Raw genomic sequence first — 21,289 nt, forward strand, 5'->3', positions numbered from 1 at the left:
CCGGAGTGGGTTGCGCTGCAGAAAGTGATGTAGGTCAGAACGGCATGTCAACAATGGCGGCGACATCCGGTTCGCACTCGTCCTAGGCTGACAGAGTTCCCAGCCGAGGATCCGGCGAATGGCGGGTCCGGTCAGCCTCCGGATTGATCAGGAAGAACCCCGCAAGAGCCCCCAAGACGACGAGGACGCCGGCGAGCAGGAGGGCGTTGCGGATGCCGTCCGAAGTCCCGGCGCCGGCATCAACCACCAGCCCCATGGCCGCCGGCGCAAAAGGGCCCGCGAGCGTGGTAATGGCATTGACCATGCCGAGGGTGGCCCCGCGCTGCGTGACCGGAGTGACCTCGGCAACCAAGACGGGTCCGAGCACGAACATCACATTGCAGAGGGAGAACGCGATGATCGTGCAGACGATGATCGGCACCGATCCCGCGGATTGCGACAGCAGAATGACGAGCAGTCCGGCCACGAAGGTGCTGGTGCACGCAACCCATCCGCATGCGATCCGGCTCGCAATGCCCCGCCGCTTCAGGCCATCGGATAGGCTGGAAACGCCAGGCAGGATAACGATCTGGGCGAGGGACACCAGCATCATGATCCAACCGGCCTGGACAAGGGTGTAGCCGAAGCCCCGGGTCAGGAAGGCTGGCAGCCAGACGACGGCCACGGTCAAAAGCCAGTAGGCGACGAAGCCGGCAATCTCGACCCCGACAATCGTCCGGCATTTAAGCAGGCGTCTGTATGACAGGCGCACTTCGGCGTTTCCAACGGGGCCGGCACCTCCACCATCGGGTACGAGAGGGCCCTCGCGGGCAACCATCAGCCATGCGGTGCACCAGACGAGGCCAGCGACACCGAGAAGTCCGAATGCGCTCTGCCATGACCAGGCGGCGATGATGGCAACAATCACCGGCGCCACGATCCCGTTGCCGGCCAGGGCGCCGACGGCAATGAAGCTCGTCGGCACCGCCCGGTGCTCGCTCCGGAACCACTTGTAGGTGGCATGCAGCGCGACCGGGTAGGCCGGGCCCTCGCCGAAGCCAAGGACAACCCGGTTTACGACCAACGCCGTCACCGTGACGGACAGCAGCATGGGCAACTGGCACAGGGACCAGATCAGCGCCAGGGTGGCCAGAACCCATTTGGTGGCGACCCGGTTCACCAGGAAACCGCCGATTACAGCGCTCAGTGAAAAGAAGGTGAAGAAGCTCGCCCCGATCAGGCCGAACTCGGTGTGGCTCAGCCCCAGTTCCCGCATGATCGGGACGGCGGCGAGGCCAAGCACCGCCCTGTCGGCGAAGTTGATGAGCATGAACAGGCACAACATGCCCACGACGATCCAGGCGCGGGCCTGACCCGGTGCCGCATCCGTGTCCATCGCTGGTGGGCTCACCTCCGTCATGGCCTTGTGCGCTTCCCTACCCGTGGCTTGGCCTGTATAGGCACGGCCGGCAACGACGACCATGATCCCAATTCGCAGCTGCGGCAATCGACCCGTTCGAGGATGTCAGAGCTGAAGCATGACATGGATGGAGTCCGTCTCCCGCCGGGTCTTGATCGCAAGCCCGCTGGTCTCAAACACCTTCAGCATCGCGGCGTTCTCCGGCAGGACATCCGCGCTCAGCGCCCTGAGCCCGGCTTGGCGGGCCAAGGCCGCGAGATGGCGCATCAAGCATGCGCCGAGGCCTCGCCCCTGGTGGGCATCGTCCACGACGAAGGCCACCTCGGCCTCACCGTCCCGCACCACGATGTAGCGCCCGCCGGCGACGATCACTGGCTGGCCATCCTCCTCCAGCACGGCGACCAGCGCGACGTGGTCCACGAAGTTGACGCTGATATAGAAATCGACCTCCCGGTCCGTGAACCCACGCTTGAAGGTGAAGAAGCGGCGGTAGAGAGATTGCTGGCTGGTCCGGTCCACGGCGGCAAGCATGCCGGCCCGGTCCTCCGGCCTGAGGGCGCGGATTTCAACCGTGCGCCCGTCACGGAGGAACTCGGTCGCCGTGTAATCCCTCACCTGCGACACTGCCCCTTGACCTCTCGACACGAGTTTTGAAGGCCGCCGTTCTCCATATCCTGCAGTCTCCGATGGAAGCGGCGTCGGTGGATCCGCCTCCGGGGTAGACCCAGTCTCAGCGGTATCGCCGGTATGCTACGCGGGTGCCGTAGTAGCGTGGGCCGTAGAAGCCTCGATATGCGCCATAATAACGGGGCCTGTAGTAGCCCCGATAGGCACCATAATAGCGGGGCCCGTAATAGACGCGACGCGGGTAGTAGCGCGGTCCATAGAAGACGGGCCTCGGATAGTAGTAGGCGGGACGGGGGTAGTAGTAGCCTGGCCATGGGGCATAGGCACCATAGCCATATCCATAGCCGTACACTGGATATCCGTACCCATAACCGTAGGCGGGAGCAGTCGCCGCCGCAGTGATCAAGCCCCCGAGGATCGCTCCACCGATCAGCCCCGCAGCGACAGCACCGCCGCCCCAGCCACCGTGGCGATAGTATCCGCCGTGATAGCCGCCTCCACGCCAGTATTGTGCATTTGCCGTTCCGACGCTGCCGGTCAGGATCAACGCGGCCGCGGCAACAGTTGTGAGTTTCTTCATGACAGCCTCCAAAGGCTAGGTGTTCACCCCCTGTCTCTTCGACACTTCTTTTGGCCGTGCAGCTGCATTCAGTGGTAATGCACGGCGATGAGTTCGGCCATACAGGCCGGACGCTCGCGGTTTCGATCTTAATGGTAACACCATAGGTGACCCGCGGGCCATTGCGCGGCGCGTCCTCGGCAACCGCGATGGTGACCCGTCGGGGACCCGCGAACCAGTCGGCACCGGTGCGAGATACCGGATGCGGTTCGCGCCGTAATTGAGGGTATTCTTCACCCCTTCCAGGCACATGACGGAGCGAACAAACACCGGTGCGAAGCTGAGGGTGAGCAGGCCGTGGGCAATCGTGGTTCCCCTGCACAGCTCCCGCTGAGCCCGTTCGACATCGACATGGATCCACTGGTCGTCGCCGGTGGCCCGGGCGAACTGATCGATCCGCTTCTGGGTGACCTCGATCCAGTCGCTCACGACGACTTCTGTCCCGACGGCCGCTTTGATCTCGCCGAAATCCTTGAAGATCCGCATCGCGCACCAGCTGTTGCCTCGCATCCTTCACCGTCTCAAGCGCGTTTTCTGCGCCTTGTCGCGGTCGGTTTCCCCCGGAATGGTGTTGAGGCACAGCCGGACCTGATCATCTTCGGCGTTGCGCATGGTCAGGCAGACCTCGGCCTCCTCCAGGCAGTCGTCCGGACTGCCGTAGCGGGAGCAGAGCTCCCCGCTGCGGGCACGGATGTTGTCGAGGATCTCATAGACAAGGTTGCCGGAGGCGTCGGGCTTCTTCCTTGGCTGTCGCGCCAATGGCTTGGTGGACCCAGGCCGTTCGGACGAGGCCCTGGATTTTGAACCGATTTCCTGCGCCTGCCCGCGAGCTGGGCTGTCGGCCAGGGCCGAATGGGCCAGCGGGACGGGCCCCAGCAGGCCAACTGCCATCATCGAGACCGCCCATCCTTTGCACGACGCTGCCAAGCTGATCCCCATTGCTTTCCTCACTGGTTGCCAAATAGCCACTGTGAGTTCGGCTTCATCCCGACTGAATCCGTGCAGACACCAAGAAAGTTGCCATCGCCGGCAGCACGGCTGCCCGCCGTCTGCACCGGATCAGACTACATCATCGGGACCGCCATGCTTGACGGCTTGGGACAAGATCTTGGCACTTTTGGACGGATCTGCGGGACCCTGCTGGGAGGCAGAGCACCCGGCAGCAGCCGTTTCATCATTGCGAGCACCGCTTGTACTCGGTGCCGCCTGTGTCCTGCTCGTTGAAGTAGCGCTTGAGCGAGCCGTCCGGCTGTGGTGCCATGAGAACCCGCACCTCGTTGCCCGCCACGGCGTTGGCGCAGTCGAGAACGAGACGTTGCCGTTCCCCGCTTGGCCGTACCGATTTGATGCGGCACGATGCCTGGGGAGTCCTCAGGCGGTTGCCCGAGACGATGAAGGCAGGGGCGAATATGTCGACCGGACGCTTGAACGATGTTCCTTTCCCCACGGATGCGTAAACCTCTGCACAATCCGCACCCCCGGACAGCCAAGCGCCCTGGTAGCGGGCAAGGTTGCTCTGCGCCATCACGCCCGATGCTCCCACCGACACGAAGCTCAGACCGAGCCCAGCAGCCATCGCAAGTCCCGCAACTCTCATCTTGATTTCTCCAGCGTTGAACACGGCATGAATTCCAGACGGGAAAAGGCGAGCCAACCGGCTGGCGGATCAGGGCACCGGCAAGCCCACCACTCATGGGACGTCTTTCGCTCCACCATTGGGTGTCGCGGTCGCCCGTGAGATCACTCTAGGCCGGTCGTGGCGTGGCGCTTGATCGACTGGGACAATCGCTTGACAGTTTGGGCCGGTGATCCGGCCTGACACTGCGAGGGGGCGCAACAGCCTGACGCTCAGCCAGAGTTCCTGCTTGCTGACGACGTGGGCTGGGTGCTGCGGGGCGCATGGCTTACGGCTATCGGTTTAGGCCGGCTGCCTGGCACGCCGGCGGTAATCCGATGGGACCGCCTTGGCGGCCAAAACTGTCAAGCGATTGTCCCGGCCGATCAAGCGCCACGCCACGACCGGCCTACAGTAAGCCTGCAGTCGACCGATGATCCCGCTCCCTGAAAAAGAAGACATCCATGCCCTTGCCGATGTCCGATAGGTTCAAGGAGGACCATGGAGCAAGGAGGTTCCCTCACATCCACGATGACGCGTCAGGACTGCACCGGCCTGTCGTCCGCCGGCGCGATGCGCTTTCCGGCGCCAAAGCAACAACTGTTCCCACGTCGCACCTAGGCACCCGACGGCCTGTCTTGATGGCATCGCTGCCAACGTCGCTCCTAACAAACATTTGCCCGGGCAATCTCAAGGAGTTTTCCATGGACCTGCACAACAGCCATAACATCCACCGGTGCATCGCGGAAGGCATCGGCACCTTTTGGCTCACCTTCGCCGGCTGCGGCAGCGCCGTCATCGCCGCCGCCTTTCCCGACGTGGGCATCGGCCTGCTCGGCGTCTCCCTTGCCTTCGGTCTGACGGTGCTGACCATGGCCTACGCCATCGGCCACATCTCCGGCTGCCACCTCAACCCAGCAGTCACCGTGGGGCTTGCGGCGGGCGGACGCTTCCCGAAGCAGGACATTCTGCCTTATGTGATCTCGCAGATCATCGGCGCAGTGATCGCCGCGGCGGCGCTCTATGCCATCGCGACAGGCTCACCCACGTTCGACGTCGCCAAAGGATTTGCGGCCAACGGTTACGGTGCGCACTCGCCAGGCCACTACAGCATGGTCTCCGGCTTTGTGGCCGAGGTGGTTCTCACCATGATGTTCCTGTTCATCATCATGGGTGCCACCCACGGCAAGGCGCCCGTCGGCTTCGCGCCCATCGCCATCGGCCTGGGGCTGACACTGATCCACCTAGTGGGCATCCCAATCACCAACACCTCTGTGAACCCCGCCCGCAGCACCGGCCCGGCTCTGTTCGCCGGCGGATGGGCGCTTGGGCAGCTCTGGCTGTTCTGGATCGCGCCGCTGATCGGCGGCGCGCTCGGCGGGATCCTCTACCGCTGGCTCAGCGAGGAGCCCTCGGCGCAGGTCACCGGCGTCGCACCTGCAGCCCCAGCCGAGTAACAGACAACGGCTGTCGTGGGGCATGGTCGTTTCCTGCGGTGAGGGCGATCCGAACCGTTTACGCGCCCAGACAGAAGCCCACCGACGGACAGCCCGGCGACGGCTCGGCCGCAAGGGATCCGGGTCGGCAAGCGGCAGATGCAAACCACCCCGGCCACGGAGCCCACTGGCCTCAAGGGCACCCGACGGTGACCAATTGGAGAACTTCAAATGACCAGCTACGACGATGTGCAGAAGACGATCCTCCGCAACAAGCTCCTCGGCCGGTGGGCCGCCGAGAAACTGGGGCTCACCGGCCGCGACGCGGAGGCCTATTCGGACGCGCTCGCCAGGGGCACGGTCGATCCCGGGCGCAGCGATGTGTTCAGCACAATCCGCAAAGACTTTGATGCCGTGGGCGTGGCTGAGTCGGACGCGCGCATTCTCCACGTCATGACCGAACTCATGCTCAAGGCCGGGAACCTGATGCCAACGGCGCGGGGAGATTCCACCGATGCCGCGGCGGCGACACTCGCGCGCAATCTCATGTCGCAATGAGGCCAGCGTGGAGAAGCGTAAATTGAACAAGTTCGTTGACGTAAGGGCGATGGCCTCATGCCGCTAGCCTAGGACGCACTGAATTGCCTTCATCAACGCAGGCCGATCTCGACCCCGCTCACGTTGGCGCTTAATTCCAGCCCAATAGTGCGCCCGCGCAGATCGAGAACCACCCCTCTCCCATTCTGCAGGCGGATGGTTGATGCGCCGCCGCCGGCGGCGGCTCCCACGGCAACGGCCGTGTAGGTGCCGGCGATGTCTGAGGCTCGGCGCAGGTTGTAGGCCCGCCCAAACAGATCGGCCTTTGAGGCTCCAATAGTCGCACCGAAGCTCAGGCCTCCGACGCGCAGCGGATAACGCCGCCCCTCGAAGACGAGCGTCCCGCGGCCGCCCCCGATGCCAACGATGAACCCGGCTTTGGCGATCTCAATGCGGACTGTCCCTGTTGCGGCCCAACCCGGCACAGTCAGCACGGGCACGACCAGCGCGGCGCACGCGACCAGACCGCAACGAAGAGCGTGGCGAAATGTGAGCATGGAGACCTCCCCTTTTCATTGGGCTGAGACGCATTCAACACCGGATTAAATCAAGATCTGTGATGTGCGTGGACACAGGCGTTTGCCACCCTGTCGCTGATGTCAGCCATGAGCGTCGTCCGCGATAATCCTCAGCGAACTGCGTGACGCATGATCAACTGGCTGCACGACAGGGCTCGGCCTCCATCAGTGCCAACGGCGGCCCCTCATCCTCCGTTCCTCCCCCCACCGTCCACGGACTTGGTCAAGATGGTCATCAGCTTGCCCATCTCGGCATTGTAGTCGCGGAGGGTATCCTCCACCCAGCGGGATTGAATGGCTGTCATATCCGCAGGGTTCCTGCAGCCCATCATCTCGCGGGTGGTGTCGGCGTCCTTCTCAAGGCGCATGGACACGAAACTCATCATCTCGCGCTGGCATTCGGCGGCCGCGGCGAACCAGGTCTCCGCGGCGTTCGCCAAGGCGCGGCCGCTATCGCCTGACACAGCATATCCGGTGCCGCTTCGCAGCGTGTCCGATGTTCCTGAACTCTTCGGCATGGTGGCCATGGATCGTCCTCCTTAAACGAAATCATTCGTTAGCCTGAAAGGGCTGCCCCTCACCTGCTCCAGGCGGCGGTAGGGCGAGGTCCGCCGCGCGTCTTACTGTCAGTGCCCACCGAGCACGAGCGTCTGGATAGGATACAGCAGCGCCTGGATGCGCAGGATCATGGCATGCACGAGCCCTACGGCATCCACCGCATGGAGAACGAAGCCTCGCATCGTGCCGGTCTTAGGCGCGATGATCTCCTCGTGGTGGCTTGTATAGGCATTGACGATACAGCTGCTGCCGGGGGTGACGCCGTCGAACCCGCCCTCGTAGAGCGGTTCCAGGAATGCCAGGACGGTTCCCGGCCGCGTCACCTGCTGCGCGTCGAGCAACTGCTCGCCGCTGCGGATCTGGCCCGCGGCGATATAGTCCTGCACCCCGGTGACCACCATCGGGATGATGGTCCAGGGCTTCGACGCGCAGGTAGCCTCGGCCACCATTCCGACTTGTATCACCTGGGCTTCGACCTGCCCGAAGCCGGCCTGTAGGCGTCCCCGCCCAGCCCCTTTCGGGATCAGGACGCCAGCCGGGCGCATCAGCGGATTGACGATGTCGCCCACTCGCAGGGTGAACTGCTCGACTCGTCCATCGACACCAGCCCGGATGACGGTCTTCGACAGGTCCACCTCAGCTTGAGCCAACTCGGCCTCGGCACTGGCCTTCTGGGCGGGGAGCAGCGTGGAGAGCTGTGCCTCGGCCTGCTGCTTGGCGGCGGTGGCGGCATCGATTGTGCCCTGGCGGCCCTGCACCGTGACCTGGAGCCGCTCGATGTCCCGCGTGGCGACCGCGCCGGGGTTGCGCCGATAGATCTCCTGCTTGGTCTCCAGCTCGTCCACCGCCTGCTGGTAGGCGCTCCGGGCCTCCACGATCTTGCCTTCGGCGGCCTGGATTTCGGCCTGCGCGACCACCATGGCGGCGTCGGTCTCCGCAATCTTACGGCGGGCGGTCTCCGCGGCCGCCTCCTGCTTGGAGCTGTCGAGCCGGAAGAGCGGCGCACCTTGCTTGACCTCCCCGCTCACGCCGTTGACATAAATCTCGGCCACACGCCCGTTGGTCTCAGGCAGGACCGGAATGGTGCGGAAGTACGCCGTGGCGTTCGTGGTCGCCGGGTGGTTGTAGAATACGACCGTGATCAGCCCGACGGTGAGCATCAAGCAGGTGATGATGCCCCAGCGCAGCTCGAACCAGACCGAGTAGAGGGTGATCTCCTTGCCGATGCGCTTGCCCTGGCCATAGCGGCGGTAGAGATAGTCCGGCAGGATGGTCAGCAGGGAGCAGAGAAGAAGCTCAAGCATGGGTCCGCTCCTTCGGCATGCGGGGCAAAGTGATGGTTTTCGGCACTTCGACGGCGCCTTCACCCGGTCCTCCGGTAGGCAGGCCGACGCCGATCTCGTCCGGAGCCTCACCCGCGCCTTGACCCGGCGGGATGCCGGCGATCTTCTCCAGCGATCCGGCGATCCGGCGCAACGGATTGCCAAAGTCGGGAATGTCGATCAGGGCGAGCAGCAGTCCGGCCACCCAGAACAGGTGCACGTGCGTGAACAGCGCCAGCAGGCCCAGAATGGCGACGATCTCGAACTGCAGCTTATGCTCCCTATGGGCAATCCGCTCCGGCAGGGTGTGCAGGCGCAGGAACAGCAGGCCGACCGCCAGCACGGCGAGCAACAGGAACACCGCCACGACGACCATCAGGACATCGGTTCCGCCGGGCGCGGCGATGAAGATCGGCAGGTGATGGGGGGCTGCCGGGTTAAGTGACGGGCTCATACTGTTTCTCCCACTGCGGCGGTTGAGGCATTCCCGGGACAAGCTTCACCTCACGCGCCTGGGCCAGCTCAGGCGCCAGCGCGACGTCCGCCTCAGTCGCGGCGAGCACCTCCTCGACCGTGGCACCGTTCATTTTCGAAGTGAGATCATCCATGAGCTCCCTCCACTTTCCGGTTGATCAGGCAGGACCGGGCGCGGTTTCGCCGGCGCGTCCCCAGTCCTGGAACAGGGTGTGGGCGACCGCGAGCAGCACGGGACCGAGGAAGACCCCGACGATCCCGAATGCAAGAAGGCCGCCAAGCACACCGAGAAAGATCAGCACGATCGGCATCCTGACTCCGCGGCTGATCAGGTACGGGCGCAGGACATTGTCGAGGCTGCCGACAAACAGGCCGTTCCACGCCATCACGAACACGGCCCATCCGGTGTTGCCGGAGGACATCAGCCACAGGGCAGCGGGTACCCAGAGCAGCAACAGCCCCATCGGCAACAAGGTGAGGACCACACCGACGGCGCCGAGCACGATTGCACCGGGCACCCCGGCCAGCCAAAAACTGACGCCCATCAGGATGCCCTGCACCAAGGCAGTGCCGAGGACCCCGTTGACCACGCTGACGATGGTCATCCCAGCAGTTTGAAGAACACGCTGCGCCCGCCAGCCGCCCAGCCGTGTCATTGCCCAGTCCAGGCGGCTCTCGACGTAGGCACCGTCGCGGTAGAGGAAGAACGCCAGGACGACGCCAAACAGGACCTGAAGCGTGCCCGAAAGGAGCGAGGCTCCCTGATGTAAAACCCATTCGCGCAACGGTCGGACATAGGGCGCCAGCGTCGGCCCAAGCTCAGCGCCTTGCTGCGACACCTGTATCCACACCCGTTCCGCCTCAGCTCCGATCAAGGGCACGCGCCCGAGCCAGCCAGGTGGCGGCAGCCCCTGATCGATGGCCGCGCGGACGGCTGCTGTGAGCCGGGCGACGTCGTCTGCCAAGTTCGCGCCCAAAGCCAGGAGCGGCAGCACCAGCAGGCCGGCGGTCATCAGGGTCATGAGCAAGGCCGCAGGAGTCTGCCGTCCGCCGAGCAGGCCCTCAATCCGCCGGAACAACCGCCATGTCGACACGCAGAGGATGACGGCAAGCAGGATGGCCGTCAGGAACGGCTTGAGCACCAGGATGCAGCCGACGGCCAGAACCAGGAGTAGCACGAGCCCGAGCGCCTTCTCGACGTAGGACGCCTCCAGGGACGCGGATTGCTCCCAGATATGCATGGCGTCACTTGGATCCACAGAGCGCACGGTTTCCTCCTGGTCAGTCTTGCAGCTAACAGACGCTGCAGACACTGCGCAGGGTCCGGTTCAGGCGGCGCTCCATTTCGCGCATCTTTCTGTCGGCCTCCGACCTGCTTTGGTCCGCACCCGCCTGTAGGCCTTCCTGCTGCTGAACGGACGACAGGGTCGGCTGCCGGAGCGTGGGCCGATTAGGCGGAGATTGCTGGTCTGGCGCCTGCGCCACGGCTGTTCCGACCCAAAAAAGTGCTTGAATCGAAAGAGCGATGAGTCTGCTCAACGACAACGGAATGGGAGTCATCTGGACCTCCTCTTGTTGGCGTGTTCAAGCATGGCACCAGCGTCACGCCATGATGCTGAGCCCGCCATCGACGTAGGTGGTCGTTCCGGTCAACCTTCTTGCAAACGGCGTCGTCAGATACGCCGCGGTGAGGCCCACGTCGTCGATGTCGACCAACTCGCCAATGGGCGCCCGCTCGATAGCCTCGGACAGCAGGACGTCGAAATCCTTCAGGCCGGAGGCGGCCCGGGTCTTCAGGGGGCCGGGCGAGATGGCGTGCACCCGGATGTGCTTTTCGCCCAGCTCATAGGCAAGATACCGGACAGCACTCTCCAGCGCCGCCTTCACGGGTCCCATCAGGTTGTAGTTCGGCACCACCTTGTTGGCGCCGTGATAGCTCATCGCCAGAAGTGTCCCGCCGTTGGGCATCAGCGGCTCGGCGAGTCGCGCCATGCGGATGAACGAATGGCAGGAGATGTCCATCGCCACCTTGAACCCCTCGTCGGAGCTGTCGACAAGCCGCCCCTGCAGGTCCTCCTTCGGCGCGAAGGCGATGGAATGCAGCGCGATGTCGAGGTTGCCCCAGGTCCCGCGAATCTGTTCGAAGACAGCCTCAAGCTGGCCGCTCTGAGCTACGTCGCACGGTGCGAAGACCGAGGCCCCGAGTTCCTTGGCGAGCGGCTCGACATAGGGCCTTGCCTTCTCGTTGAGATAGGTGACCGCGAGGTCGGCCCCGAGCTCGCGGAAGACCCGGGCGCAGCCGTAGGCAATCGAATGCTCGTTAGCGATGCCGATGACGAGGGCGCGCTTGCCGTGCAGGACCTTCGATTGGATCGCAGTTTTGGTCAGGTCTGTCGGTTGGTCGTTCATGGATTCGCCCTCGTGCGTCGATGGTCACGCCGTCGTCGATGGGAGGCCGGCTTTGCTGTCACCCCCGGGTGGGCTTGGGCCTGATCCTGTGGCAGTAGCACTGTGATCGGTTCAGCCTTTGCTTTGCCTCGGGTCCCGTTATCGGAGAGGAGACGCCGGATCTCGCCCAGTAAAGTGACTTGCTTGTCGTTGGCCTCGATGCGGCCTTCCAGGCGGTCGAGCAGATCGAGCAGCCCACGCCGGTCCTCGGGCGTCTGCAGAAGCTTGGGAAGCGCCAGGAGTGCCTTCACCGGCTCGAAGTCGACAATGTAGGACTGCTCGCGGATGATCTCACGCGCGGCCTCCGCCGGCATGTCGATCAGGCCAATTTCCTTGCCGACAAGCTCGCGGGCCCGCTTCATGGCCGAGAGCCGCCGCCGCCCGGTGCCGGCCTTCATCAGCAGGAGCGCCGCTCGGACTATCCCCTTTGTCCGGTCCCCGTCCTCAATATGCGTCAGCGCCTCCTTCACCAGAGGAGTGCTCCGCACGTCGACGGGTTCCTCCGCATCGGTTTCCTTATCCTCCGCGGCCATGCCGATGCTGGCCGATCCGTAGATGCGGAAGAAGGTGTTCTCCACCGAGGCGTCGCGCAGGTCGCGATAGAGGTCCCACGAGGCGGATGTGACGGCGGCCATCCAATGCTCCATCGCGGCCATCGGGCCTTCGTTATCGCGCGGTGCCCGGTTCGCGCGCACCATGCCGGCCATGCCCTTGAGGGGCCACAGGAAAGGATTGAGGTCCGACACCGCCCAGCGTTGCGCCCGCTGCGGATTGAGCGCTCTGGCGGCTTTTGCGGCCGCCGGAGTGACCATCGGGGCCACGAATGGATGCACGAAGGTCTCGTAGGTGGAAGCGAGCGCCTCGGAGGTGTTCTCGACCACCTTGAACGGCCCCTCGTCCTTGCGGCCATACTTCTGCAGGATCTGCAGGTCCTCGACCCGGCGCTCGGTCAGCATCACGTCGTAGCACACGCTCCCGTTCGTCTTCTGCTCCTCGACCTGCATGCCATAGAGGCCCGGCGGTAGATGCTCGATGTACTCGATCAGATCCACGATCTGCGTGTGCTCACGCTTGGCGACCGCGCCTGAGACGAAGATGCCGAGATGGCCGACGCTCTTGTGCATCAGGCCGACGATTACCTGCCCGTTCGCTTTGAGGGCCTCGGTGGTCGGATAGAGGTCAGCGACCCAGTTGAAGGCCTGCTGCGGCGGCGTGATGTTGTCGCCCAGCGACGCGAACAGGATGATCGGCGATTTGATCGCCCGCAAGTCGAAGGCGCGGCCCTCGGACCACTCGGCGTCGCCATCAGCCAAATTGTTACCGACGAACAGGTTCTCGACGATCCATTTGATCTCCTGGCGGTCCATCAGAAAGAAGCCGCCCCACCAGCGTTCGAATTCCAGGAACCGCTCGGGTTCGGTATCGATCTTGGAGAACAGGTTGTAGTACTTGTCGAAGTAGGTGTTCGCCGGGTTGAGAGACTCGAAGTTGTCGACAAGGTAGGCGCCATCGAACGTGCCTGCGCCAAGATCGCTTGCCAGGAGCGCGGGCCAGGTGCCACCGAGCATGCCGCCCGCGTAGCGCATCGGGTTCTCGCCGTCGTTGCCGGCCCAATACGACATTGGAGCGCCGTTGATCACGATGGGGCCAACGAGATCGGGTTCAAGGGCACCGATGAGCATGGAGGCCCAACCGCCCTGGCAATTGCCGATTACGACCGGCTTGCGGGTCGTCGGATGACGCTCGCCGACAATGCGGAGGAACTCGGCCTCGGCACGGGAGACATCGGCGAGAGTCTGCCCAGGCTCTGGCTCCGGGAAGAAGATGACGCAATAGACTGGATGCCCCGCTTTGAGCGCCACTCCGACCTGCGAGTCTTGCTTGAACCCGCCAATGCCGGGGCCATGGCCGGCCCGTGGGTCGATGACGACGAAGGGGCGGCGCTCCGGGTCGGTCTTGATGCCGTCCGGCGGGAGGATGCGCACAAGGGCGTAGTTGGCAGGCCGCTCGAAGGTGCGGGCGTCCGCGATCATCTCCCAGTCGAAATCGAGCAACGGCGGCTTGCCGGCTTTCTCGTGCTCGATCCAGTTGTTGCCGCGCTGGCGCAGCGTGTCCCAGTACAGGATCGAGCGCTGTGTGAAGTCGAGCCAGTAGTCGCTGGCATCGCGCCAGAAGTCGAAAGGCGTCACCGGGCGGGAGGGCCCCTCAAGCAGTGGCTCGTTCGCGGCTTTCACCGCATCGACGTAGCGCTGAACCGCGCCTGTGCAACGCTCCTGGTAGACCTCAGTGAACTTCGCGTGCGCGCGGGCGACCTCCGTCAGCCGTGCTTCAGCACCGTTGTTGCTCGCGCCGTTGTTGCCTCGCTCAGGCTTGGCTTCGACTCGTGGCATTGCTCTCGTCCTCACAAAGGAGGGTTTCAGAAGGGGTTTATTTCTTGGCCTCGCCCCATTTGAGGAAGAAGCCGACATCCCCTGGGAACCCTCCTGGCCATTCGATGATCATCGCGCTGAGCCTAAATCCAGCCGGCCTAAGCTGGTTCTGCCAAAGTTCATAAGCCTGGCGCGGGCGTCCGGTGAGGGTGTCCGGCCAGTCCGGATCCGCGTTGTTGATGGCACGGCCTTTGTCCGAGCACAGGCTGCTGGGAAACCTCATGACCAGCAGCTCGGTCTCGCCGCGTTCCGCAGCAGAGCGAAGCTTTGATTTCAGCGGCTGCAGGATCTCCTGCAAACGCTCGGGCGTCAGATCGATGGGCTCGGCCATCCGCTTGATCAGGTCGTGGCGTGCCTTTTCCGCCCGATCCATGCCATCAACCAACTTCATGGCTTTCGCCATCTGCATTTCGGTCATGTAGGTTCGCAGGTCAGCGGCCGACATGAACATCTCGTCCCCGAGCTCCTGCTGGGCCTTGCTTTCGTCCAACTTGGTCTTCAGCGTTTCCATGGCTTCGATCTCCGTGTTCAGGATGCAAGTTTGGCCCGCGTGGCGTTGAGGACGGTGCGCGTCTGCCGGGCGATCACCAGTTCCTCGTTGGTGGGGATGACCCAAGCGGTGGGCCCGGATCCGGAAGAGATCCGCGGTCCGCCGGTGCGGTTGGCGGCCTCATCGAGGGCGAGCCCAGCCCAGGCGAGGCAGCCCACCACCTCGGCCCGCGTCGCGGTGTCGTTCTCGCCAATCCCGGCCGTGAAGACCAGCCCGTCAACCCCGCCGAGAGCGGCCATGAGGGAGCCAATTTCGCGCGTGATGCGATAAACAAACAGATCGATGGCCCGCCGGGCATCCACATCTGTCGTCGCCTTCGACCGCAGAACGCGCATGTCGTTTGAGAGGCCGGAAACCCCAAGCAGCCCGGATTTGGTGTAGAGCACGCGCTCGGCCTCCTCCGGCGTAAGCTTCATTTCCCGGAGCATGTAGAAGATGACGCCTGCATCGACGGCGCCGCAGCGGGTTCCCATCGGCAGACCGTCGAGGGCGGAGAAGCCCATAGTCGTCGTGATGCTGACGCCACCTTTGAGGGCGCACAGGCTGGCGCCGTTGCCGAGATGGGCGACAATCACCCTCCCCTCAGCGAGGCGCGGGTCATAGTCCTTCAGTACGGACGAAACGTAGTCGTAGGATAACCCATGAAAGCCATAACGCCGCACGCCGCGCTCGCGCATCTCGCGTGGCAGGGCGAACAGGCTCGCGATGTCGGACTGCGTCTGGTGGAAAGCGGTGTCGAAGCAGGCAACCTGCGGGACCCCCGGCAGGCGGCGGCGCACGATCCGGATCGGCTCCAGATTGTGGGGTTGATGCAAGGGCGCGAGCGGCACCAGCTTTTCGAGCGCTTGGACGACGTGGTCGTCGACCAGCACTGGAGCAGAGAAGGCCTGTCCGCCATGAACCACCCGGTGTCCAATGGCGGCAAGCGTGCGCCGCTCCTGATGCTGCCGCAACCAGGAGATCAGGTGCATCAACGCCTCCTCGTGCCCGAACTCTGCCCCGGACGTCCATGACATCTCGTCGAGGTCCGCGCCCCCGGCGTGCCTGACGATGAAATGAGCAGCACCCCCCAGACCTTCGTACAGACCCTTCCAGACCAGTCGCGGCTCGACATCTCCCTCAATATCGAAGAGCTGGAACTTGAGGCTCGATGAGCCCGCGTTGAGGACAATGAGGACGGGAATCATGGCTCAGACCTCCGGGACAGAGAGTTGTCTGCGTTGCGCGTCGGCGGCGAGCGAGGCCACAGCGCAGGAGGCGAGCCGGGTGATCGTCGAGTCCGCCCGGCTGGTGAGGATGATCGGCACGCGGGCCCCGAGCACGATGCCGGCGGCATCGGCGTCGGCGAGGAAGGTCAGGCTCTTGGCGAGCATGTTGCCGGCTTCGAGATCTGGAACCACGAGGACATTGGCATGTCCGGCCACGGGCGACTGGATCTTCTTGATCTTGGCCGCGCCGAGATCGATGGCATTATCGAGTGCGAGAGGACCGTCGAGGATCCCGCCCGTGATCTGGCCGCGGTCAGCCATCTTGCACAGAGCCGCGGCCTCGATCGTCGAGGGCACCTTTGGATTGACGGTCTCCATTGCCGACAGGATCGCAACCCGCACTGGATCGACCCGCAACGCCCGAGCAAGGTCAATAGCGTTCTGGACGATGTGGACCTTGTCCTCCAGCGTCGGCGCGATGTTGACGGCGGCGTCGGTGATGATCAGCGCGGTGTCGTGGCCAGGCACGTCCATGACGAAGCAGTGGCTAATCCGGCGCGCTGTGCGCAGTCCGCCCTCGCGACGAACGATCGCGCCCATGAGCTCGTCCGTGTGCAGGCTTCCCTTCATCAGCGCCTCGGCCTGGCCGGACTTAACAAGCTCAACGGCCGCCTCCGCCGCCGCATGGCTGTGCGGGGCATCCACGATGCGCATCGTGGAAACGTCGTTGCCAAGCGCCTCCGCAGCGGCCGTGATCCTGGCCAGAGGACCCACGAGGATTGGCTCGATCAGGCCGAGCCCCGCCGCCTCGAACACCGCGCCCAAGGAGGCCGCATCACACGGGTGCGCCACGGCCACCTTCAACTTCGGAAGGGACTGGGCAGCCAACACGAGCCGGTCGTACTTGTCATGTCGCCGCTGATCCTGAGACCCACCTTGGGCTTTCACCGCAACCGTCATGCTGGCCTCCATGCTCTGCTCCCGATGGACGGTCGCAGTGGACCGCCCGGAGGAGTCGCCGGGGTTGCGAGGAGCGTGCGGAAGCGAAGCCTAATCCCAGGTCCGCAGCCGCCCGGCTTGTTTGCAGGAGCGAGTATGGCCCGTTCCAATCCGGCTGCTTGACCTGTTGGGCCATCGCATTGACAGTTTTGGACTGCCGTGCGGGAAGCAAGCGGGATCACCGTCCCGCCCATCCTCGGGGAGCCTCATAGCCCATTTCTCCCATCCGCAGGATGACCATGTCAGCAGGGATCGTTCGATCAGTTTGAACGGCCGCCGGGACCTGGGCGGACACGGCGCAGTTTTCGAAGCCGCGGTTTCCTGATCCGAGAGTGACCGCGGCGCCACGCCGATGGGGTCTGTCCTGACCAGCGCCGAAAGGCGCGCGTGAACGCGCTCAATTCAGAGTACTTCAGGGCAGCCGCAACCTGGCTTAGCGCCATGTCGGTATTCTCCAACAGCTCGCACGCAATCTCGAAGCGAACCTCGTTGGCGACCTGCCGGAACGCGAGGCCTTCCATGCGCAGGTGACGGCTCATGGTGCGGCGGTGCATCGAGAACAGCTGGGCAATCATGGCGGCGGAACAGGAATCCCGGAGCAGCTCGGTCCGCAGTACACGACGCAAGTCCTCGGTGAGAGGGCCGGCACCATGGAGTGAGTTCGGCTCGTCTGCGCTGTGGGTGAATGGCGTTTCCACGGTTCCTTCCCCTCTCTGGCAGGCCGTCGCTCGCCGGACGAGCCCATCTTAGCCTCTCCCCATCCGCCTGCTTGACCCCGTGAGACTTCCTCTTGACAGTTGGGATAAGGCAGGCACGGGGACCGGCTAGGCACCCTCCTCGGGCGGCGCCCCCTTGACGAGCTTGAGCGCCTGTCGGGCGGCTCCGCCGGCTCGGCCTCCTCGCGGCCCGTCACTTGCACGGTCGGGGACGCGAACCTGATCCCGTTCTCGTCAAAGGCCGTCTTGAGCATTGCGTAGGCCCTGCGCCGGATCACGAACTGCTCGCCTGGGCGGGTCATCATCTTCATGCGCAACTGGATGGCGAATTCACCGAACTGCTCTACGCCCTGCATCTTCAGCGGCTCAATGATATTAGGCGCAAAATCCGGATCCGCCGCCAGCTCCTTGCCGACCTGCTTGATGACCTTCTTCGCCTTGTCGAGATCGGTGTCGTAGGTGACGTTGATGGTCATTTTGTCGATGACCCAGTCGCGGCTCATGTTCTCCACGGCCCCAAGTTGCCCGTACGGGATCGTGAAGACGGGACCACGATGGTGCCGCAGCTTTACGGAGCGGAAGCCTAGTTTCTCCACGGTGTCCTTGTAGCTGCCGCTCTGGATGCACTCGCCGACCCGGAAGGCATCGTCGAGCAGATAGAAGATCCCGCTGATGATGTCCCGGACGAGCGTCTGCGAGCCGAAGCCGATGGCGACGCCGAAAATCCCCGCGCCTGCGATCAGGGGACCGATATCCACCCCCAGCGACGAGAGGGTCATCAGCACGGCCACAGCGGCCAAGGCAATGAAGGCGGCCATCCGAAACATCGGCAGCAAGGTACGGATCCGCGCCTGGCTCAAGGCGGCCTCGCTGCCGGGAGGAGCTTCGGCCTGCAGGCGGACTAGACGCCGGTCGATATGCGTCTTCACGACCTGCCAGATGAGGTCGGCAACGAGCAGGATGACGATGCTGCTGAGTGCACCGCGAATAAGCCGGGTTGCGACCGTGTCGCGACTGGTCAGCTCGATATTCCAGACCCCAGCCAGAAAAAGGGCGGCCGCGACGATCAGGAGTGCCCGGATACCCCGATCCAAATAAACGGCACCCAACTCGGGATGGTTGGCGGCCGCGCCTTCCGGTGACCGCAGCAGGTGACGGGCGGACGCTTTGGTGATCTTCACCGCCTGGGGCAGCACGACGGCCATGACCAGCAGCCAGAACAGGCCCGTCAGGCCCGCAACCCACAATCCCCACAGCAGGACAAGGTAGAGCGACAGCAGCCACGGCACGAGAGCATGGTGCCGATGACGGCTTTCGGATGCTTCCGATGCAACAGCGGGAGGAGTTGGCCATCTCCAGACGGCCTCGACCGCGATGACCAGAAGGCCAATACCCAGAATGTGGGCGACCAGCTTGCGGCCTTCCGGCGAGAACCCGAGGGTCCGCACGAGCTCGGCGGTCGCCCAGCCGAACGCGAACAAGCCGACGAACAGCACCATACGGCGGTACCAGAACCGCGCCGCCTCATCGATCATGGGAATAACACGGATGGCTTCAGGATCGTGGCTTCCCATCAGCCGGGGGGAGAGCAGGATCCGCCCCGCCAGAACGGCAAGGCGCAGCAGGAACGCCGCAAAGAGATAAGCGAGCACGACCCGCCTCAGCAGGGGCGGCCAATCGAAGACGAGGAACGCACCGATGCTCCCAAAGGCGAAGATGGCCACATGGGCCAGGCCGAACGCCAGGCGCATGCCGGTCATCTGGACGCGCTCGTCCGCTGTCGCCGGCGACCGGGAGGCAACCCGCTCCTGCGCCGCTGCCGTAGCCCTCCTGAAAGCCCACTCGGCTCCGGCGCCGAGGCCGAGGAAGCCGAGCACAAGGACAACGACATCGAGGAGGGATCGGCGCTGAAGTTCCTCCGACAGCAGGCCGGCAGCTCGCCCGAACTCCTGGGGCAGACGGGGCAGCGCCGTCGCCAACGCGGCAAAATGCGCCCGCATCGCCTCGACGCGCATGGCCAGCATCTCGGAGCTCATGCCCTGCGGCGGTTGCGGCACCCCCTCGCCTACGGATGCTGGCGGCTGTCTCTGCTGGTCAATCCATGTCCGGGTGGCAGGATCGTCCAGGAGCCGCAGAAGCTCCTGGACCTGGGGCGGGGGAGCAGCCGGAGTCGGGGCGGTCTGGGCGCAGGCAGGACCGATGCCGACAAGAAACAGGAACAGCAGTCGCCACACGGCGCCTGACGACCCCCGGATCGCCTTGCCCTCAGATCTTGCGCTCACGATCTGCTCCCATCCCGACCGGTTACGGACAGCGATAGACGATCTGGCCATAGGAGTTCACGACCTGCCGGCAGCCCGGGGCCGCGTAATAGTAGGCCCCAGCCGCCGCGGCTCCAGCGGCCGCACCATAGGCGGCCGACCTGCGGGTGGTCCGGCGAGCAACGCCGGCATAGCTCATGGGCGTCGCCGGCCGCCCGACCCTCGCCTCCGCCTGGCTGACGAGCGAACCGGAGAAAACAGGACCATCACCGTTCCAGAGCAGGGCCGCGCCGCCGGCAAGCAACGCGAGCGCGGTGCGGGACAGCATCCTCAAGCCTGACGTGTTCATTTCGCACCTCCGGGGATGACCCCTGCGGGAATGTCATCAATGTCTTGGAGCAGAGTGATCGCGACGCCGTTGGCGCCTTCCGGCGGCTTAAACGCGAACGCATCCGATGCCGGGCTGACACCGGTCTTCCAGTCCCGGAGCCGCAGCGTGTACTGGGGAGCGGCACCGACCGCCTTGCTGGTGATCACGTACTTGCGCGGCACCGGTCGCTCGCCGACCTCAACCCAGATCTGCCAATCGGTATCGAGGTTGCGGAAGGCGAGATGCTCGCACTCGACGCCTTCGACGACGCCGCGGCCGATATGCTTGGCCTCTACCACCCCGGCCGTCAGTTCCTCGTAGGGCTTCGACAACAGGAGATCCGCCCCCGGAAGTTCAAGCGGGGCCTCGGTCCGAAGCCGGTCGACGACCTCGTCGAACGAGCTGGCGGCGGGCACCTTGGCGAACCGGTTGCCGCCACGGTCAAAGATCGTCACGTTGGATCCATCTGAGATGAGCTCGACATCGGCGTAGCCGCCGGTTCGGCTGACCCGGAACCTGTTCGGACGGCTCAAGGCGATGTCCCCCGAGGCGCTGAACTGGATCTTCTCGACAGCCGGTGTCACCACCTCGACATCGGCATCATATTTGAGTGACAGGTTCTCCTGGCGGCCGACATAGTCTGCCATCGCCTTAAGGATGGTATGCGCCTCCCCCTCCGTTGCCCATGCCGCGGGCGCACCGGTGATGGCAATGGCAGCGAGAAGGCCCAGCCCGGACTTTCTGAGCGCCGCGCCCGAAGGTGAACAGGTACCTCGTCTCATCGCGTGATCCTCCCAGGACTATCAGGCGGCAAGAACCAGCGCGAGCAGTCGCGCATCGCCCGCCTGGATCGAGAGCCTATGGGATCACCTTAGGCCAGCCACGGAGGCTTGCTTGACCGGTGGGGACAATCTTCGGACAGTTTGGGCCCTTTGCCATGTCATTTCGAGGAGCTTCGCCCAAGAGTCGCGCCCCACCAAGCAGGGATCATGAGGCATGGACCACACATCACATGGACGACATGGACGGTTCTGTTCGGTCTGGAGCACCTTTTTCAAGGTCGGGATCAAGCGATGACCCCGCACGGGTGCTAAGCACAAAGGCTGCACCGGGCCCGCCACGCAGCCGGCAAGGCGGCTTGGC

Annotated in this window: 23 protein-coding genes; 2 read left to right on the forward strand and 21 right to left on the reverse strand. The window is 64.3% G+C overall.

The genetic code is table 11. The features are described from left to right. Positions 1–82: 82 nt before the first annotated feature. The 6 genes from DRB19_RS00075 to DRB19_RS00100 all read right to left on the reverse strand — a co-directional run bounded on the left by DRB19_RS00075 (position 83) and on the right by DRB19_RS00100 (position 4,242). Complete coding sequence (locus DRB19_RS00075; RefSeq protein WP_210207425.1) at positions 83–1,462, reverse strand: MFS transporter; 1,380 nt, start codon at positions 1,460–1,462, stop codon at positions 83–85. A gap of 42 nt (positions 1,463–1,504) precedes the next feature. After that, entirely contained in the window at positions 1,505–2,014 is a 510-nt protein-coding gene (locus tag DRB19_RS00080) for a GNAT family N-acetyltransferase (protein WP_308494274.1), read from the reverse strand. Between the two features lie 115 nt (positions 2,015–2,129). Continuing rightward, entirely contained in the window at positions 2,130–2,606 is a 477-nt protein-coding gene (locus DRB19_RS00085) for a hypothetical protein (protein WP_114183992.1), read from the reverse strand. A 15-nt stretch (positions 2,607–2,621) separates the two neighbouring features. After that, positions 2,622–3,131, reverse strand: coding sequence for a MaoC family dehydratase (locus DRB19_RS00090; RefSeq protein ID WP_308494275.1), 510 nt, complete (start codon positions 3,129–3,131; stop codon positions 2,622–2,624). A 27-nt stretch (positions 3,132–3,158) separates the two neighbouring features. Further along, a complete protein-coding gene (locus DRB19_RS00095) occupies positions 3,159–3,539 on the reverse strand; it encodes a hypothetical protein (RefSeq protein ID WP_147021710.1) in 381 nt (126 codons plus the stop codon). Between the two features lie 280 nt (positions 3,540–3,819). Beyond that, a complete protein-coding gene (locus DRB19_RS00100; protein WP_114183994.1) occupies positions 3,820–4,242 on the reverse strand; it encodes a hypothetical protein in 423 nt (140 codons plus the stop codon). Positions 4,243–4,964: 722 nt separating this feature from the next. Here DRB19_RS00100 and aqpZ point away from each other — a divergent pair. Beyond that, complete coding sequence (gene aqpZ / locus DRB19_RS00105; protein ID WP_114183995.1) at positions 4,965–5,717, forward strand: aquaporin Z; 753 nt, start codon at positions 4,965–4,967, stop codon at positions 5,715–5,717. A 210-nt stretch (positions 5,718–5,927) separates the two neighbouring features. After that, entirely contained in the window at positions 5,928–6,254 is a 327-nt protein-coding gene (locus DRB19_RS00110) for an ATPase inhibitor subunit zeta (RefSeq protein ID WP_114183996.1), read from the forward strand. A 92-nt stretch (positions 6,255–6,346) separates the two neighbouring features. Here DRB19_RS00110 and DRB19_RS00115 read toward each other — a convergent pair whose 3' ends face one another. From DRB19_RS00115 to DRB19_RS00185, 15 genes are all read right to left on the reverse strand, one after another. After that, positions 6,347–6,790 (reverse strand): lipid-binding SYLF domain-containing protein, encoded by a 444-nt coding sequence (locus DRB19_RS00115; RefSeq protein WP_114183997.1) that lies wholly within the window; start codon positions 6,788–6,790, stop codon positions 6,347–6,349. 206 nt (positions 6,791–6,996) lie between these two features. Further along, the gene (locus tag DRB19_RS00120; protein WP_114183998.1) at positions 6,997–7,338 is read right to left on the reverse strand and encodes a phasin family protein; all 342 of its coding nucleotides are present in this window, start codon (positions 7,336–7,338) and stop codon (positions 6,997–6,999) included. 99 nt (positions 7,339–7,437) lie between these two features. Next, positions 7,438–8,673, reverse strand: coding sequence for an HlyD family secretion protein (locus DRB19_RS00125; protein ID WP_114183999.1), 1,236 nt, complete (start codon positions 8,671–8,673; stop codon positions 7,438–7,440). Continuing rightward, on the reverse strand, positions 8,666–9,145 hold the full coding sequence (locus DRB19_RS00130; protein ID WP_114184000.1) for a hypothetical protein: 480 nt from the start codon (positions 9,143–9,145) through the stop codon (positions 8,666–8,668). The genes DRB19_RS00125 and DRB19_RS00130 overlap by 8 nt, the downstream gene beginning before the upstream one ends. Beyond that, positions 9,129–9,299: a hypothetical protein gene (locus DRB19_RS29675; protein ID WP_162815538.1), complete on the reverse strand. Its 171-nt coding sequence runs from the start codon at positions 9,297–9,299 to the stop codon at positions 9,129–9,131. The genes DRB19_RS00130 and DRB19_RS29675 overlap by 17 nt, the downstream gene beginning before the upstream one ends. 24 nt (positions 9,300–9,323) lie before the next feature. Continuing rightward, positions 9,324–10,433: an AI-2E family transporter gene (locus tag DRB19_RS00135; RefSeq protein ID WP_114184001.1), complete on the reverse strand. Its 1,110-nt coding sequence runs from the start codon at positions 10,431–10,433 to the stop codon at positions 9,324–9,326. A 334-nt stretch (positions 10,434–10,767) separates the two neighbouring features. After that, positions 10,768–11,574 carry an enoyl-ACP reductase FabI gene (gene fabI, locus DRB19_RS00145; RefSeq protein WP_114184003.1) on the reverse strand — a complete coding sequence of 269 codons (807 nt, stop codon included), beginning with the start codon at positions 11,572–11,574 and terminating at the stop codon, positions 10,768–10,770. Continuing rightward, complete coding sequence (locus DRB19_RS00150; RefSeq protein ID WP_114184004.1) at positions 11,571–14,003, reverse strand: DUF3141 domain-containing protein; 2,433 nt, start codon at positions 14,001–14,003, stop codon at positions 11,571–11,573. The genes fabI and DRB19_RS00150 overlap by 4 nt, the downstream gene beginning before the upstream one ends. Positions 14,004–14,040: 37 nt before the next feature. Beyond that, positions 14,041–14,553 (reverse strand): hypothetical protein, encoded by a 513-nt coding sequence (locus DRB19_RS00155; RefSeq protein ID WP_114184005.1) that lies wholly within the window; start codon positions 14,551–14,553, stop codon positions 14,041–14,043. A 17-nt stretch (positions 14,554–14,570) separates the two neighbouring features. After that, entirely contained in the window at positions 14,571–15,779 is a 1,209-nt protein-coding gene (locus tag DRB19_RS00160) for an acetate/propionate family kinase (protein WP_114184006.1), read from the reverse strand. A 3-nt stretch (positions 15,780–15,782) separates the two neighbouring features. Further along, entirely contained in the window at positions 15,783–16,760 is a 978-nt protein-coding gene (locus DRB19_RS00165; protein WP_114184194.1) for a phosphate acetyltransferase, read from the reverse strand. A 299-nt stretch (positions 16,761–17,059) separates the two neighbouring features. Continuing rightward, positions 17,060–17,374 carry a helix-turn-helix domain-containing protein gene (locus tag DRB19_RS00170; RefSeq protein WP_114184007.1) on the reverse strand — a complete coding sequence of 105 codons (315 nt, stop codon included), beginning with the start codon at positions 17,372–17,374 and terminating at the stop codon, positions 17,060–17,062. Continuing rightward, positions 17,371–19,797 carry a mechanosensitive ion channel family protein gene (locus tag DRB19_RS00175; protein WP_162815539.1) on the reverse strand — a complete coding sequence of 809 codons (2,427 nt, stop codon included), beginning with the start codon at positions 19,795–19,797 and terminating at the stop codon, positions 17,371–17,373. The genes DRB19_RS00170 and DRB19_RS00175 overlap by 4 nt, the downstream gene beginning before the upstream one ends. Positions 19,798–19,819: 22 nt before the next feature. Next, positions 19,820–20,125 carry a hypothetical protein gene (locus DRB19_RS00180; RefSeq protein WP_245439195.1) on the reverse strand — a complete coding sequence of 102 codons (306 nt, stop codon included), beginning with the start codon at positions 20,123–20,125 and terminating at the stop codon, positions 19,820–19,822. Next, positions 20,122–20,928 (reverse strand): DUF2092 domain-containing protein, encoded by an 807-nt coding sequence (locus tag DRB19_RS00185; protein WP_114184009.1) that lies wholly within the window; start codon positions 20,926–20,928, stop codon positions 20,122–20,124. Before DRB19_RS00185 ends, DRB19_RS00180 begins: the two co-directional genes overlap by 4 nt. Positions 20,929–21,289: the final 361 nt, after the last annotated feature.

This window comes from Microvirga aerophila, from assembly GCF_003332305.1.
GTDB classification, from domain to species: Bacteria; Pseudomonadota; Alphaproteobacteria; order Rhizobiales; family Beijerinckiaceae; genus Microvirga; species Microvirga aerophila.

Excerpts from the sequence above, each read along its gene's own strand:
- DRB19_RS00075 (WP_210207425.1), bottom strand. The coding sequence starts at position 1,462 with ATGGTCGTCGTTGCCGGCCGTGCCTATACAGGCCAAGCCACGGGTAGG.
- DRB19_RS00085 (WP_114183992.1), bottom strand. The coding sequence starts at position 2,606 with ATGAAGAAACTCACAACTGTTGCCGCGGCCGCGTTGATCCTGACCGGC.
- DRB19_RS00090 (WP_308494275.1), bottom strand. The coding sequence starts at position 3,131 with ATGCGGATCTTCAAGGATTTCGGCGAGATCAAAGCGGCCGTCGGGACA.
- DRB19_RS00095 (WP_147021710.1), bottom strand. The coding sequence starts at position 3,539 with ATGATGGCAGTTGGCCTGCTGGGGCCCGTCCCGCTGGCCCATTCGGCC.
- DRB19_RS00100 (WP_114183994.1), bottom strand. The coding sequence starts at position 4,242 with ATGAGAGTTGCGGGACTTGCGATGGCTGCTGGGCTCGGTCTGAGCTTC.
- aqpZ (WP_114183995.1), top strand. The coding sequence starts at position 4,965 with ATGGACCTGCACAACAGCCATAACATCCACCGGTGCATCGCGGAAGGC.
- DRB19_RS00110 (WP_114183996.1), top strand. The coding sequence starts at position 5,928 with ATGACCAGCTACGACGATGTGCAGAAGACGATCCTCCGCAACAAGCTC.
- DRB19_RS00115 (WP_114183997.1), bottom strand. The coding sequence starts at position 6,790 with ATGCTCACATTTCGCCACGCTCTTCGTTGCGGTCTGGTCGCGTGCGCC.
- DRB19_RS00120 (WP_114183998.1), bottom strand. The coding sequence starts at position 7,338 with ATGGCCACCATGCCGAAGAGTTCAGGAACATCGGACACGCTGCGAAGC.
- DRB19_RS00125 (WP_114183999.1), bottom strand. The coding sequence starts at position 8,673 with ATGCTTGAGCTTCTTCTCTGCTCCCTGCTGACCATCCTGCCGGACTAT.
- DRB19_RS00130 (WP_114184000.1), bottom strand. The coding sequence starts at position 9,145 with ATGAGCCCGTCACTTAACCCGGCAGCCCCCCATCACCTGCCGATCTTC.
- DRB19_RS29675 (WP_162815538.1), bottom strand. The coding sequence starts at position 9,299 with ATGGATGATCTCACTTCGAAAATGAACGGTGCCACGGTCGAGGAGGTG.
- fabI (WP_114184003.1), bottom strand. The coding sequence starts at position 11,574 with ATGAACGACCAACCGACAGACCTGACCAAAACTGCGATCCAATCGAAG.
- DRB19_RS00150 (WP_114184004.1), bottom strand. The coding sequence starts at position 14,003 with ATGCCACGAGTCGAAGCCAAGCCTGAGCGAGGCAACAACGGCGCGAGC.
- DRB19_RS00155 (WP_114184005.1), bottom strand. The coding sequence starts at position 14,553 with ATGGAAACGCTGAAGACCAAGTTGGACGAAAGCAAGGCCCAGCAGGAG.
- DRB19_RS00160 (WP_114184006.1), bottom strand. The coding sequence starts at position 15,779 with ATGATTCCCGTCCTCATTGTCCTCAACGCGGGCTCATCGAGCCTCAAG.
- DRB19_RS00165 (WP_114184194.1), bottom strand. The coding sequence starts at position 16,760 with ATGACGGTTGCGGTGAAAGCCCAAGGTGGGTCTCAGGATCAGCGGCGA.
- DRB19_RS00170 (WP_114184007.1), bottom strand. The coding sequence starts at position 17,374 with ATGATTGCCCAGCTGTTCTCGATGCACCGCCGCACCATGAGCCGTCAC.
- DRB19_RS00180 (WP_245439195.1), bottom strand. The coding sequence starts at position 20,125 with ATGAACACGTCAGGCTTGAGGATGCTGTCCCGCACCGCGCTCGCGTTG.
- DRB19_RS00185 (WP_114184009.1), bottom strand. The coding sequence starts at position 20,928 with ATGAGACGAGGTACCTGTTCACCTTCGGGCGCGGCGCTCAGAAAGTCC.